This is a genomic window from Anaerobacillus sp. 63XJN7_4_ISO-PGPR-S23-413 (genome assembly GCF_056173725.1).
The window spans coordinates 3,582,009-3,596,870 of the sequence record NZ_CM149688.1; the positions used below are offsets into that span (position 1 = coordinate 3,582,009).

A 14,862-nucleotide genomic window follows, 5' to 3' on the forward strand; every position below is an offset into this window, starting at 1 on the left:
TAAAAGTCCTTAATTAGTACAATCGATTAGCCACCTGGTTTTTAGGCTTATCCTGAACTTTTCCACCTACAGTGAACAGTGATGTTACCCGATTCTTCATTCCAAATTCAAATAGAGCATCTTGAACAGATGAATTCAATTCATCGTGTACAAGTATTAGCGGCGAACCTTTTTGTGAAGCAATCGCGGAAGAAACCAGGGCATCCGGGAAGTCCTGACCTATTGAAAGGAGCACGGTGTCTGATGCCATTTCATCACTGAATTCATTTAAAATAGCAGAAAGCGTTTCATATCTTGTTTCGCCAGCCAAACGCTTCACAGTAGTGCCATTCAAGTTTCTCAACTGTTCTTCTAGATTTGAAGAAATTGCAGCTTCGCCACCAAGGATAGCTGTTCTCTTTCCTTTTACATACGAGAGAGCTTCCGCTGTTATTTTTTTCTTATCAGTTAGAATAATCGCCCAATCGGTTGATGAAGCGATTGGTGCGCTTGCCAGCGCATCTGCATAGCTCAAGCCATTCGCTACAAACACACCTTCAACATGATCAAGTTTCTCATTAATCATAGAGTTTGTTTCATACCGATCGATTCCACCAATTCGTTCTACTGATACCCCTAATTGTTTCACTTGCGTTTCAACCTTATCTGAAATCGCATTTTCTCCACCAACCAAAAGGGCTTTATTAGCACCCAATCGATTGATTTCTTTTTCGGAAAAGGGGTCAAGTGAAGAGCCTCTAGTTAACAGGATAGGCGCGTTTCCTAGTTGGGCAGCAAGAGGGCCAACAGAAAGGGCATCTGCATAACCTAATCCATTCGTAAGGACAACTGTCTTTTCTTCTTTACTACTTTTAAATCCATTAGGATAAATTTCTTTTGATATTTTTACAGCTGTTTCAAATCGGTCGCTTCCAAAGAGGGCTTTACTATTAAGAGTCTTTGTAACATTTTCTCCGGAAATGTTCGTCCAAAGAATATCAGAAGACGATCGATTGATCACTTTTACATTTTTCATTACTTTAGCCGCTGCAATGGCCTGACCCTTTTCATAATAATTACCGTGACTTGAGCCATCGTTGCTCTGGATTTGATAAGGGCGCGTTAAATAATTCGACCACTCGACCGTGCCTTGCTTCTTATCAATCACTTTCGTATTTTTTCGCTCTTTTGCATAAATAATGGCATCCGAAAGCTCAGTAAAAGACTCAGCTTCGGCTTTTCCTTTACTAAACACCTCATAGTTTACTTTAGTAGAATCATAGATCGTTTCCTGCTTATCTTTATCAAATACCGTGACATTCTTAAGCGTCTTAGCGAAGGTTATCGCATCATCTCGTGAAGTGAATTGCTTAATTTCATTTCCGCTACTGTCTTTCACTTCAAACACTTTAAAGAATTTAATTGCAGCCTGAGCAAGCGCATCAGCTGCATCATTTTGGAAACGGGTTGTTTTGATCAGATTTTCTTCTGAAGGATTCGACATATAGCCAAGTTCTACGAGCACAGACGGCATCTGTGCATTTCGAATAACAAAGAAAGCCTGATCATTTTGGATACCCTTATCGAGCAACCCGGTTTTACTCAGCACTTGCGGGTGAACGATACTCGCTAACCTGCGACTTTCGGATTCAAAGTTAACTTGAATGGGATCTGGTGGGTATTCCTCATCCCATGCTGCCGCTTTACTATAATAGTAGGTTTCATATCCTTTTACGAGCGTGCTAAAAGGGTAGGCATTGTGATGAATGGAGATAAAAAGTGAATTGTCATTATTCCCCTTTACGTAATTGTTTGCGATTTTCGTTCTTTCAATCAAATCTTCCTTTGAATCTTGCGCAAAATCTCGATCCGTTTGTCTTGTCATAAATACCTTGATATCGGTTCCTTGCAATTTTTCTTTTAGTTTTAAACCGATTTCAAGTGTCCCAACTTTTTCATAAAAGCCTGTTTGGTCCCCAGAATAACCAGACGTACCTGTAAAACGTCCCCCATGTCCAGGATCAATAACTATGTATTTTTCTGCTGCAGCAAATGACGGACTGAACAAAAACACGATCAACAAAAGAAAAAAATGAACAATTAACCTTTTCTTCATATCCCACTCTCCTATCATGGTAATCTATTACATTTTATTATAGTATGACTGGAACTTCTATGCTCCTTGACAAATTATTCTAAAATGTGTGATTTGGACGATATAACATTAGCATCAAAAAAGCCTTTCTGCACTCTAAGCAGAAAGGCTTTTCATCATTTATTCAACAAATGGGGCGGGCTTCGTTTCAGATACTCCATAATAATATAAAATCGCTTCAACGATTCGCTTAGATGCTTCACCGTCTCCATAAGGATTAGATGCTTGAGACATTTTGTAATACTCTTCCTTACTTGTGAGAAGAGTTGATGCCGTGGAATAGATCGTCTCTTCATCCGTTCCAACAAGTTTTAGTGTACCCGCTGATACGCCTTCAGGTCTTTCCGTATTTTCTCTTAATACAAGAACAGGTGAACCAAGAGATGGAGCTTCTTCTTGCACACCACCCGAATCCGTTAAGATCAACGTAGCTCTTGATGCAAAATTATGAAAATCAATCACATCAAGAGGTTCAGTTAAATGAACACGTGACTGTCCACCTAGCACTTCATCCGCTAACTGTCTAATAGCTGGATTTAAATGAACAGGAAATACCACATGCACATCATCATATTCATTTATAATGCGGCGAACTGCTTGAAAAATATTCCTCATTGGTTCTCCATGATTTTCACGTCGGTGTGAAGTAAGCAGGATCATTCTCTTGCCATCAATTTGTTCTAAAAGTGGATGAGAATAATCCTCTTTCACAGTATGCTTCAAAGCGTCAATTGCTGTATTTCCAGTAATATAAATACGTTCTGTTACTTTTCCTTCATTATATAAATTATCAAATGCTCGCATCGTCGGTGCAAAATGCAAATCAGCAAGTACACCGGTCATCATACGATTCATTTCTTCTGGATATGGCGACATCTTATTAAAAGACCTTAGACCAGCTTCCACGTGACCGACAGCTACTTGATTGTAAAAAGCAGCTAGGCTTGCAGCAAACGTCGTCGTGGTATCACCATGAACAAGTACGAGATCGGGCTTTTCTTCCTTCATGATTGAATCTAGACCATTTAAGGCTCTCGTTGTAATATCAGCAAGCGTCTGTTTGCTTTTCATGATATTGAGATCATAATCTGGCTCTATCTCAAAGATAGATAAAACTTGATCAAGCATTTCTCGATGTTGCGCTGTTACAGCAACAAGTGGCGTAATAAATTGTGGATGCTTTTTTAATTCGTTCACTAGCGGCGCCATTTTTATCGCTTCAGGTCTTGTCCCAAATACACTCATTACTTTAACAGGTGCCATGTTGACTCTCCTTTTGGTCGAATGATGGTGCATGTTCAGTACCATCTTATTAAAACACACATAAAAAAGCAAAAGCCTTCCTATTCATAAGGAAGGCTACCTATTTAGTGACCACTGAAATAATCCACGATAAATTCTCCCCAAACTTCAAAGCCTTTATCATTTGGCCTTGAGTCTACTAAATAGTCTTCTATTTCTGTACTATCAACAGCTGGCCAGACTGACCAGTGATCTAAATAAATGAGGTCATTCGCTTCAGCATAATTTCCTAACGCATTGATTTGAATATTATAATAGCCGGGGTCCGCAATTGGGTTAGAGGGCATTAGCATAATGCTCACACCAGGTAACGACTCGTTTAACTCTGACATAACAGTCGAAAGATTCTGGTGCCCTTCATCAATAATAACCTTCCCATTGTCATTTAACGTAAAGGCTTCTAATACAACAATATCTGGATTTTCGTCGATAACATCATCATATAACTCATCCTGAACAATCGTCTTTGTTGTGGCTTCTTCAAAGGTGAACGCCTTCACAGTAAAAGCCCCTTTCCAAAACGACTCTTCCAAACCTTTTTCAACGCTTTGCTTGAGTCCATTTTTCTTTGTTCCAATCGATTCAGACCCAACAATAGCGACTGAAATCGGATCAATAGAAGACATTATTTTTTCCTGTACCTGCTCTGGAAAATTGGAAACAAGTTTTTCTAAATCCTTATCACTTACCGGCTTTTCATTAAGTTCACTATTTCGAGTATCTAAATTCGAGTTTGAATCGACTTCTGCACTAACACTCTCACCTGTTTGAGCAATCTTATCGTCCCAATGAAATTTTCCTGATATTACAAGTGCTAGACACCCAATGATCGCAATCAATAATACTACATTCTTCATACATTCCCCCCCCTGAAATCTGTCGAATAATGGTATCTATTAATATTATTGTAATAAAGGGAAAATGATTGCAAGTATAAATTAAAAAAGCCGCTCTTTTTTAGGAGAGCGGCTTTTTGGGATAATTACTTATTTAACCATTTGTTTAGTTGATTCTTCACATCTTTGTTCACGGCATTTTCTCCACCAAGAACTTTAGCTCCAGATACATCCGTTGTTGTAAAGTACTTAACAAGATAAGATTCAATCTCTTTCGGGATTTCATCACTCTTCACAAGGAACATACTACCTTGATCTTTCACAACAAGTGGTGCAGCTGCAAGTGCATCCGGGAAGTTCATTCCATTAGCAACAAACAGTTGATCTGTATTTGTACCTAGTTCTTTATGAATTTCAACAAGCGTACCAAAACGGTTTGCTCCGGCAAGGCGTTTTGTCGTAAGCGATAGTTCATCAGTCATATCAACTACCTCATCTGAGATTACCGCGTCTCCACCAAGAACATATACTTGCTTACCTTTCATTAGCTTTTTCGCATCTTCAGTAAGCGTTTTTCCATCAGTCAGTACAATTGGCATATCGTTAGCACCAGCAATGGAAGCTGCACTTAGGGCGTCTGCGAAGTTTTTACCAGTAGCAAGGAAGACCGCTTTACTAGTTGAACCTTTTTCAGCAAGCTTATTAATAATTTGAACGTTCGTATCATAACGAGTGTCTCCGCTAAGGCGCTCGATATCAGCTGTACTTACGCCTATGTTTGCAAGCTGCGTGTTTACTTTCTTCGAGATTGCATTTTCGCCACCAAGAATCATCACATTTTTAGCTTTTAGGCGAGAAATTTCGTTTAGAACTTCATCTGAAAGCATACCATCTTTATTAGCAAGTAAAATTGGTGCATCGTAAGCACTTGCTAATGGTCCAGCAGATAGTGCATCCGGGAAATTAAATCCAGTTGCGATGAATACTGTATCAGCAGTAGTTCCTTCTGGGTACATTTGCTTTGATACTTCAATAGCCGTTTCAAAGCGATTGTCCCCTGCTACCACTTCTACCATATCGCCATCTGTTTCAACAGGCACGATTGAAAGAACTTCACCAGTCGCTTTATCTTTCAAGAATACTCCAGCTGTATATTTACCACTATTTTCTGGTGTCGTAATTTTCACATCCGTCGTTGCTTTCTTACCTACCCCTAAATCAAAGCTAGACTTACCAGTAACTTCAATCTTACCGGCACCTTTTTCACCAGCTTCAAGCACCTTCGCTTCTGTAACAGAGAGGTCGAAATCTGTAGTATCTCCAACCGTTGAATAACCTTCTACACGGATTGTATATTCACCATCTGGAAGATTTTTAACAGAGAACGATTCTTCAGAATCTCCGTCTGCATCAATGGCAATATAATCCCCAATCGTTTTACCATCTTTTGAACGATAAAGGTAAAGATCAAGATCATCGCCCGCATCACTCGTATTGCCGATTGCTACATCGAGAGAAATATTATTCTTCAAGGTCATTGTCTTATCATAGACGCCGCCCTCACCTTTGACTGTTTCACGGCTTTTCATTGTTTCAGGCTTACTAAATGCGCCGCCTACTACTTCTACTGAGCGTTTCGTAGATAAGTAGTTTTCAAATGTGACAGATTTAGATACTTCACTTCCCGGCATAGCGCTACCAAGCGCAATTCTTCCTGGGCTAGATACAATATCCTGAACGAATGCTTCTAGTTTAAATTTGTTCATATCAAGGTCGTCTTTTGGAGCTGCAGTACCATAGACCGCTACTTCCCAAACACCAGACTTAGGACTTTTCGCAACATAGTCTTCTACGCCAATACCATCATAACCAGCATACCCCTGGAATGCGTTAACCTGATCGCCATCAGGATTCATAACAAGCATGCGAACACGTCCCTGGAATTCATCGTTTTCTTTAAGAGCTTCCAAGGCAAATCGCACTTCTTGTGCGCCTTCTTCAACGTTAAAGAAATAACTCTTCGTCTTCGAAGACTGCACTTCATCTTCATGTGTTAAACGGAAACGATCTTCAGAAGTAAAGTCTTCTCCAAGTATGATGGTTTGGAAAGAACGTGCTTCTGCATAAGCGGTATCTGGATCATCGATCAAAAGTGTGCCTGCATTAACACCAATATTCATCTTGCTCTTATCATACTTCACAGTCATTTCCTTAAATTCACCTGGTGCAAGTTTGATGCTTTTCACAGAAGGAGTAAACCAATCAGAGTTTGATGAAATATTAAGGTTTTTCGTCTCATCTGTTGGGTTTTCTACCGTTACTTTAACTTCTTCAGGTACTTCTTTGTTTCGAACATAAAGTCCTGGTCCACCAGAAACTTTCTCACCGTGGTAAACCGTTACATTGACTTCTTTTACTTCATTAATAAAATGCTTGCGAATGTATTCATAGGCTGCGGGTACATCAATTAGACCAGCACCTTCTTGAACACGCGTGTAGCCGTCCACATGAACAGCTGTTTGAATAAGTGCTTCACGAGCAAGCTCGTAATCGAACGGAATGCGATCTTTAAGGGCAGCTTGCTTTAGTGTTGCTACCGCTCCAGCTACATATGGAGAAGACATACTTGTTCCTTGAAGAACTTCGTAATTACCTAAATGCTCTGGGAAAGAAGCATAAGCAGATCCTGGTGCTACGAAGTCTGGTTTTTGTTGACCGTCTTCAGTTGGACCGTTTGCTGAGAAGTACCATAGACCTTCACCTTGTACTGGAGATCCATCTGCATTTTTCCCATATGGGTAGTATCCATACTCAGTTGCCCACATCTTACTGTTAATGTATGCTCCAATCGAAAGAGCTTTCACTCCATCACCAGGAGCACCTACAGAATCCACGCCGGGTCCATCATTACCAGCAGAAGTGACATAAATCGTATCGAATAGCTCGCCCATATCTTCAATGATTTTCGCATAAGCACCGGATCCATCATTAAGGTCTGGTGAGGAGCCAAGACTCATGTTTACGACATCTGTACCAAATCCACCTAACTCTTCAGGTACAGCAGCAAGATACATTGCATTCGCAATACTCCAGCCGTAAGTTCTGCCGGCGGAGTCAAATACTTTTAGACCGTATAGATCTGCCCCAGGTGCTACACCTTCAGCTGCTACAGCGCCAGTTTCATTTTCTCGGTCTGGCCCATTTGCAGCCGTAATACCAGATACGTGTGTACCATGACCGTCACCATCAAAGAAAATTGTCGCAACTGGGAATGGATACAATGTTGAATCCGGGAATTGATGACCTTGATAAGTAGGACTAGGACTTGCAATTCTAAAGTTAGCACCAGCTACTTTGTCTTCGGGGTTAAGGTCCATGTTATCAACATCGCCCTCGCCATATGCTTTTTCGTCAGTGAAATCTTTGTCCTGATCGATATCGATATAGACTTTGTCATCTACGAGAAGAACATCGAAATTAGCATCTCCTGTTCCATCTCCATTTAAGTCTCTATACAACGGCTTGCCTTTTCCATCTACATCATAAGATGCTGGATTCAACGTACCGAAATAATATGTATCGTCTTCCGCATCAATACCTTCTGTTTTATATGTGTCTTCTTCTACAGTAATAGAGTCGCCTTCAGCTGCTTCCTGCTGAAACCACACGTCTCCTTCTCCTACTGTATCTACGACGCCTTTAATTTTAGAAGAAATAATTTCGCCTTTTTCATTATATTGAGTAAAGGCTTCGTGGCCTGGATCGACACCAGTGTCAATAATCCCTACTTTCACTCCTGATCCATCGTACTTGTCGTGGAATTCATCAACACCGGTTGCTGAGTGAGTTTCTTCGGTTGCAGGTTTAACAACATCTTCAGGGTTTTTCACTTTCGGTTTAAGATCAGTATCTTCTTTCGGACCTTCATCCAGCACGATTTCATTGTTCGCCCCGAGCATACCAACAGAGTCTAAACGATATACCTGTAGAACTTTATTTGTTGGAACTTCAGCAAGATACAAATAGTTGTTTGTATTCTTCTTTACTTTCACTCCAAGTTTTTCAAGCTCTTTTGTAAGATCAGCCCCACCGTGTTCTTTTGCAACAATAATTAATTCCTGTTTTGATTGTTCACTTGCAGCAAGTGAGGCAATCTCCTGTGTGACAGGAAGCTTAAATTTCTTCGTTTCTGTTAAAGCAGCCTCAGCTTTTTCTGGATTATACGTCATTCCCGCGAATGAAGAAGCAACAAGAGAAGCGCCCGCAACAATAGTCAGGACTTTTTTCTTAAACGTCATTTAATTAAATCCCCCTTAGTAATTTGTGAAGTTCCTGCAATCGACCCTCCTTATGAGTGGAATTATTATAATAATTCACTATTTTCAGTTTAATTATAAAGAGATTAAGAGTCAATCTTTAACTGTTAAAATTGTGAAATTTTTTGATAATTTGTAGATATTTTAGGACTTTTGTCCATAAAAGCTTAATAATGACGTAGTGAATAAATCCTCTCAAACGCTCAGTTAACTAGATAACATAAAAAGAAGCGTCAGTATTTTCACTGACGCTTCTTTTTTATTGAACAAGCATTTGATCAATATCCCAAGCTTTTGTTTGATTTATGGCTGCTGGACCACCTAGAATCCGATATTGATTTATTCCTTGATTATTCAAATAGAGAATGGACTTCTCTAAAGCATTATTCTCTCTAGTAGGGTGAACCAAAATAATAGAATGACCTGATAACGATGCAGCCGCCCCGCCAGTTAAAGCATCTGGAAACTTAAGACCAGTAGCAAAGTAAACTCCCTCACTATTTTCTGCTACTCCAAACCTTAGCAATACTTTGAAGTTTGTATCAAAGCGGTCTTCTCCCCCAATTCTCTCCGTATTGGAAGATGGGATTTGAGAGTAGACTCTCTTACCTATGATCGATTCTCCACCAATAACATAAGCTTTGTCTGGATCAAAATCGTTCAAAAAACCCTTCGTTTCAGCTGGTAAAAAATCACTTTTCGTAAAAAGAACAGGGGCTCCGAACCTTGATGCAAAAGATGAAATAGACAAAGCATCTGGGAACTTTTCACCAGAAACGATGAATGCTTCTTTTGTCTTTTCACTACCGACGATATTCGCAATTTTAGTCGCTGTTTCATAGCGGTTATCTCCTGCAATGCGTGTACTCGATATCCCTTCCGCTTTAAGCTGTTCTGTAATTGCTTCAGGAATTGCATTATTCCCACCTATAACTAAAACATGATTAGCAGATAACCTACTAAGTTCCCTCATTACATTGATAGATAGACTATTTTTTTTCGTGAGTAGAATCGGACTACCAAGCATAGAAGCAAGCGGAGAAGCGGCTAAGCTATCAGGAAATTCATCTGAGCGAGCAAGTACTACGAAGCGACCTTTCTTGTTATCGCCTCCAATGGATAGCGTTTGTTCCTCCAACGTAGTCCAATTATTTTTGGAAATTTCGATTGCTGTATCAATTGCAGTGTCACCATAGATACGGTTAAACTCTGTTACTCCGTTAATAGCTCCTTCCATATTTAACACGCCACTTCCAAGGTCGTATGAACTAGTCAGAGCACTAGCCGTTTGCTTTAATAATTTAAACGTTTGCTTATTCGTTAAATATGGAGCATATTCCTTTAGTAAAACACCTGATGAAGCGACAATTGGCGCAGACATACTTGTACCTTTGTCAAAAGCATATTCTCCATTCAATGAAGTACTATAAATGTCCGTGCCAGGAGCAGCAATATCAACTAATGATCCATAATTTGAAAAGGAAGCTTTTTCTTCAGTTCCTGTTTTAACAGAGGCTACGGCTAAAACGTCAGGATAAGCCGCTGGAAAAACCACTCCTGAATCATTATCATTACCGGCTGCACCTACGATAAGAATATTTTTTGAAATCGCTTCTTCAATTACAGTTCTTAGAGCAAACGAGTTATTATAGTTTCCTAAACTTAAATTAATTACATCTGCATCGTGATCAATTGCATAACGAATACCTTGAACAACGGTTGATAAATTGCCAGTACCATTTTCTGTAACTTTAATTGGCATAATCGAAGTTCCACGCGAAGGAGAAACTACCCCTAGTTGATTGTTCGTTACAGCTCCAATAAGTCCAGAAACTTTTGTACCATGACCATCAATATCCTGAACCGATTTAGACGGTTCCACTAGGTTAATCCCATCTACAAGATTTGGTTTTAAATCTGGATGAGTCAGATCAACTCCTGAATCAATTACCGCAACCTTTAATGAACTTGATTCAACATTAGCAAGCTCCCACCCTTTTATGAGATGAATCTGGTCGATCCATGGCTTTTGATATGATAAAAAAGTGTCATTGGGTTGTACTGAATCCATTAAATAAACTGGTTGGTCCATTTCGACATGCTGAACATCTTTATTTGCTTCAAACTGTTCAATCATTTTATCTACTTCATTGACAGGTACATTAATGACTTCTACTTTGGTAGAAAGTTTCGAATCTCTTGATGGACTTTTAGTCTGTTCATATGTAACAAGAATACGCTCTGTCTCATTATCAGATTCCGCTTCTGATAATTCAGGATTTACTGAAAAGAAGAAACTGCATAATAACAATAGAAAAATAGTTTTTGACTTCAGTTGTGACACCTCTCCCATGATTGAATAACTTCATTTCTGCTATCTCTAGTCTATAACGAATTTTTCGACAAATCACTAGAATAGTATCACAATAAGAGTTAGAAAAAAATGGTTTAGGGGGAGTAAAGTCGCATATATTTGGGAGTTTTATCGCTGAAAAAGGGGTTAAACACGTTCATGTAGAAGGTTTTGGTGTTGTTGCTGGATTGCCTGGAGTTTTTCTTCGAGGTTATGTTGTTCTTTCCGCATACTTCCAATAATTTGAATCAAACTCGTGATCATTGTTTCTACGCGTTCTAACCGATCTTCTTGCATTTTCGACACCTCCTTTTCATTTTCATCATTTTACCATATAATGGTCAGTATCGTTCGAAAATTCTTTCGACAAACTCATGTTGGGAAAACTACGTCGAAAATAGGCATTTAAACCCTATAAATTCGTTTATATTTCCCAACCTCAAAACTATTCTCTTTTCTGAGAATTTTTAGTAAACTGTAATCAAATAGTTCTAGGAGAAAGGGAGCAAAGAATGATTGGAGCAAAAATCCGATACTTCAGACAAATGAAAGGCATCACTCAAGAACAACTTGCTTCCGGTATCTGTTCTATTCCTTATCTAAGTAAAATTGAACACGGACTTGCCCAGCCAAGTGAAGAACTTGTCGAACATCTATGTAATGAGCTAGGTGTCTCTTTAGAACAGGTTGATGATGAAGATAAAATGAAAAAACTTCATCTTGATCTTGATGCCTGGTACAAAGAAATGCGTCTTCGTAATTTTGAAGAAGTGATAAATTTTAAAAACCGTATTGATGAAGAGATTGATGGTGTAGAAGATCCAGATATGCTCACAAAATATCTTCTTTTAACATTTAGATATTATATTTTGTTCAGAGAAACTGACAAAGCAAATGATATTCTTGAACGACTTTACCATGTTCAAGAACGACTATCTGAAAATCTCGAGTACTTTTACTTCTATTTTCTTGGACTATATTATTATCAAAATCGTAAGTTTCGTGAAGCTGGAGAAAAGTACAAAAAAGCTAATAAACTATTAATGTCTATGAAATCGAACAATGCTGAATGGGCAGAATTCTATTATCAACAAGCCCTCGTGCACAATCGACTTAGCCAAATTACCTTATCAAATAACCTATCAATTAAGTGTCTCGATTTATTTAATAAAGAATATAATTTCAAACGTGCTGCTGATACCGAAATTTTATTAGGAGTCAATAACCGAGTCATATTGAATTATGGGGAAGCGGAACATCACTTTCAAAATGCTTTAAAGTACGCCGAATCCTTTAACGATAAACGTCTCAAAAGCATTATATACCATGACCTTGGTTATGTATATTCCTGTCAGAATGAATCTGAAAAGGCACTGGAATATTATCATTCTGGTCTTCAGAATAATGAAGATCACGAAATAGAAGATCGAGCAAAAACAGTCTATCTTATAGCAACTGAGTATCTTAAAATAAATGATACTAAACTGGCAAAACACTGGATTGACGAAGGTATGAGAATTGTTAAAAAAACCGAATTTCTTGAGTATATATACCACTACAACGTTCTTGAGTTAAAACTCAATAATATTGAAGATGAATATACAGAATTAGCATTAAAAGATGCTGTAAACTATTTCGAGGACAAGAATTATTGGAATTATGTTTCTGAATATGGGGAAATGCTGGCAGATTACTATTTTAATAGTGGTCAATATAAAAATTCCAGCTTTTACTTTAAACTAGCCAATGATGCTAGAAAAAAAATTATGAATTAGAAAGGAAGAAGCTCCTATGAAGAAATTTCTTATTAATGTACTATTAGTTACTGGTTTAGTAGGGATGATCATCGTTCCAAATCATGACAAAGTACCTGATTCACACGACAAAGTACCTGACTCAAGCCCAGCAAAAGCTGAAGTACACATCTAATAACCAAAACCCGGCTCAGTTTGAGTCGGGTTTTTTATTTGCCCTTCCATCCTCCCCAACGCTATACTAGTCATAATTTAATTCGAATAGGAGAGTGCTAATATGGCTTTTTATATGTTTGATGTTGATGGCGTTCTAACAGATGAGAATGCTAGACCAGATAAAGAAGTTGTTAAGATGATTGAAAAGCTAGCTACAGAGGGACATATTCTTTCTTTCGTCACAGGGCGTTCTAGAGGCTGGCTTTCCGATCACCTCTTCCCTCTATTTGATGATGAAATTGATTGGTCTTCCCTATATTGTGTTTCTGAGCACGGGGCGATAAAAGGGCGCGGAACCGATATTTCTTCCTGGGAGCTAGATGAGGAATATGTGATCGCGGATGAGGTAAAAGATAAACTATATAAAGTTAGTCAAAAAGAACAATATGATGGTCTTATTCAATGGGATCAGACAAAAGAATCTATGGGTACGGTTGAAGCTGTTCATGGTGATCCTGGTAATAAAGAGCACTTAAAGAAAACACGAGAAGCTCTACAGGAATACGCAGATGATGTAGGTTCGATTTCTTCTAAATCTGGTAATAAAACAGTCGTTTCCACTTATGGGGTCGATGTGATTCATCCAGATTTGTCTAAAAAAATTGGAGCGACGTGGATTATTGATGAAATCCAATCTGCCGATAAAGTGTTTGTTTTTGGAGATAGCGGCGGCGATATGGTTATGGCTGTAACTGCTAGAGAGCATGAATTAGATAACATTACGTTTCATTGGGTTGGAGAAGGTGAAACACCAGAAGAAAAGAATATCACTTCTATTTCAAGCAAGAAGTCCTATTCAGAAGGAACGAAGGAACTTCTAGAAAAGCACATTGGCTAATCCAATGTGCTTTTTTTATTATACTAGCTCAACTGGTTGATTTTTATCAATAGATTCATAGCAAGCTTCTATCGTTTTCAAATTATTTACTGTCGCTTCGCCGGAATATGATGGTGTATGCTGGTTTTCAACACAACGCGTGAAATGTTCAACCATAAGTGTATACTGCTCACCTTCAGCCATTTCTTCTCTCACGTTGCCTTCGCTATTTTTAATTCGAATTAAACCACCAGCTCCAGGCGCGTCTGGACGGTATGCAAATGGAACATGAATACTTCCTTTTGTACCAAGAATTTCATAGGAATTGCTCATTTGTCGTTCAAAGCTACAATCAAATGAAGCTGTTACTCCATTTGCAAACGTAAAGATTCCTGCAGCCGAAAGATCTACGCCAACTTCCTTAGGAATGGAAGCCTGAGCGTAAACTTTTAATGGTTCGCTTCCAATAATGAACCTAGAGGAGTGAATACAGTAACATCCCACATCCCAGATGCTGCCACCACCTAGTTCACTGTTGAGACGGATGTTATTTGGTTTGTCACCGATATAAAATGAAAAATTAGTACGCATATGCTTGACGTCACCAATTTCACCTGAAGCAATCACTTCTCTTACAATTTCATGTTGGGGATGGAATTGATACATAAATGCTTCCATAAAAATAACACCGTTGTCTTCACAGGCTTGCACCATTTGCATGGCATCACGGGCTGTAATGGCAGCAGGCTTTTCGCATAGTACGTGCTTTCCTTTTTGAGCCGCTGCAATTGTCCATTTTTTGTGTAATGTATTGGGAAGTGGAATGTAAACCGCATCGATTGATTGATCATCTAGCATCGCTTCATAACTGTCATGATAATGCTCAATACCCATTTCTGCTGCAAATTCTCTTGCTCGACCACTACCGCTAGCAACACTTACCACTTCAGCACCTTGAGCATTTTGAATAGCTGGAATAACAGCTTTTCTAGCAATATTGGCTGTTCCCATAATACCAAATCTAATTCCCATATTTAGCACTCCCTTTCTAAGTATACTCGTATGATTTTACCATATTATCCCACGAAGAGAACTGTATCAAATTCTTTCATTCTTCCTACCATTCTACCCCCA

The 14,862-nt window shown here is 38.8% G+C and carries 10 protein-coding genes; 3 read left to right on the forward strand and 7 right to left on the reverse strand.

Annotation, left to right across the window (positions count from 1 at the left end; all coding sequences use genetic code 11):
• Positions 1-13: 13 nt before the first annotated feature.
• From AC0VYO_RS18775 to AC0VYO_RS18800, 6 genes are all read right to left on the reverse strand, one after another.
• Entirely contained in the window at positions 14-2,095 is a 2,082-nt protein-coding gene (locus AC0VYO_RS18775; protein ID WP_475367980.1) for a cell wall-binding repeat-containing protein, read from the reverse strand.
• Positions 2,096-2,254: 159 nt separating this feature from the next.
• Positions 2,255-3,397 (reverse strand): non-hydrolyzing UDP-N-acetylglucosamine 2-epimerase, encoded by a 1,143-nt coding sequence (wecB, locus tag AC0VYO_RS18780; RefSeq protein ID WP_475365868.1) that lies wholly within the window; start codon positions 3,395-3,397, stop codon positions 2,255-2,257.
• Positions 3,398-3,501: 104 nt separating this feature from the next.
• Entirely contained in the window at positions 3,502-4,293 is a 792-nt protein-coding gene (locus AC0VYO_RS18785) for an SGNH/GDSL hydrolase family protein (RefSeq protein WP_475367981.1), read from the reverse strand.
• Between the two features lie 125 nt (positions 4,294-4,418).
• Positions 4,419-8,570 carry a cell wall-binding repeat-containing protein gene (locus AC0VYO_RS18790; protein ID WP_475367982.1) on the reverse strand — a complete coding sequence of 1,384 codons (4,152 nt, stop codon included), beginning with the start codon at positions 8,568-8,570 and terminating at the stop codon, positions 4,419-4,421.
• Between the two features lie 277 nt (positions 8,571-8,847).
• Positions 8,848-10,899 (reverse strand): cell wall-binding repeat-containing protein, encoded by a 2,052-nt coding sequence (locus AC0VYO_RS18795; protein WP_475367983.1) that lies wholly within the window; start codon positions 10,897-10,899, stop codon positions 8,848-8,850.
• A gap of 189 nt (positions 10,900-11,088) precedes the next feature.
• Positions 11,089-11,238 (reverse strand): hypothetical protein, encoded by a 150-nt coding sequence (locus AC0VYO_RS18800; RefSeq protein ID WP_226615326.1) that lies wholly within the window; start codon positions 11,236-11,238, stop codon positions 11,089-11,091.
• A 215-nt stretch (positions 11,239-11,453) separates the two neighbouring features.
• Between AC0VYO_RS18800 and AC0VYO_RS18805 the strand changes: the two genes are divergently transcribed.
• The 3 genes from AC0VYO_RS18805 (at position 11,454) to AC0VYO_RS18815 (ending at position 13,749) form a co-directional block, all read left to right on the forward strand.
• Entirely contained in the window at positions 11,454-12,716 is a 1,263-nt protein-coding gene (locus AC0VYO_RS18805; RefSeq protein ID WP_475367984.1) for a helix-turn-helix domain-containing protein, read from the forward strand.
• A 16-nt stretch (positions 12,717-12,732) separates the two neighbouring features.
• Complete coding sequence (locus AC0VYO_RS18810; protein ID WP_475367985.1) at positions 12,733-12,870, forward strand: hypothetical protein; 138 nt, start codon at positions 12,733-12,735, stop codon at positions 12,868-12,870.
• Positions 12,871-12,972: 102 nt separating this feature from the next.
• The gene (locus tag AC0VYO_RS18815; RefSeq protein WP_475367986.1) at positions 12,973-13,749 is read left to right on the forward strand and encodes an HAD-IIB family hydrolase; all 777 of its coding nucleotides are present in this window, start codon (positions 12,973-12,975) and stop codon (positions 13,747-13,749) included.
• A gap of 18 nt (positions 13,750-13,767) precedes the next feature.
• On the opposite strand, the gene AC0VYO_RS18820 is transcribed toward AC0VYO_RS18815, so the two are convergent.
• The gene (locus AC0VYO_RS18820) at positions 13,768-14,760 is read right to left on the reverse strand and encodes a Gfo/Idh/MocA family protein (RefSeq protein ID WP_430245811.1); all 993 of its coding nucleotides are present in this window, start codon (positions 14,758-14,760) and stop codon (positions 13,768-13,770) included.
• Positions 14,761-14,862: the final 102 nt, after the last annotated feature.

Bases quoted from the DNA above. Each gene is read 5' to 3' on its own strand.
- AC0VYO_RS18775 (WP_475367980.1), bottom strand. From the start codon at position 2,095: ATGAAGAAAAGGTTAATTGTTCATTTTTTTCTTTTGTTGATCGTGTTT.
- wecB (WP_475365868.1), bottom strand. From the start codon at position 3,397: ATGGCACCTGTTAAAGTAATGAGTGTATTTGGGACAAGACCTGAAGCG.
- AC0VYO_RS18785 (WP_475367981.1), bottom strand. From the start codon at position 4,293: ATGAAGAATGTAGTATTATTGATTGCGATCATTGGGTGTCTAGCACTT.
- AC0VYO_RS18790 (WP_475367982.1), bottom strand. From the start codon at position 8,570: ATGACGTTTAAGAAAAAAGTCCTGACTATTGTTGCGGGCGCTTCTCTT.
- AC0VYO_RS18800 (WP_226615326.1), bottom strand. From the start codon at position 11,238: ATGCAAGAAGATCGGTTAGAACGCGTAGAAACAATGATCACGAGTTTG.
- AC0VYO_RS18805 (WP_475367984.1), top strand. From the start codon at position 11,454: ATGATTGGAGCAAAAATCCGATACTTCAGACAAATGAAAGGCATCACT.
- AC0VYO_RS18810 (WP_475367985.1), top strand. From the start codon at position 12,733: ATGAAGAAATTTCTTATTAATGTACTATTAGTTACTGGTTTAGTAGGG.
- AC0VYO_RS18815 (WP_475367986.1), top strand. From the start codon at position 12,973: ATGGCTTTTTATATGTTTGATGTTGATGGCGTTCTAACAGATGAGAAT.
- AC0VYO_RS18820 (WP_430245811.1), bottom strand. From the start codon at position 14,760: ATGGGAATTAGATTTGGTATTATGGGAACAGCCAATATTGCTAGAAAA.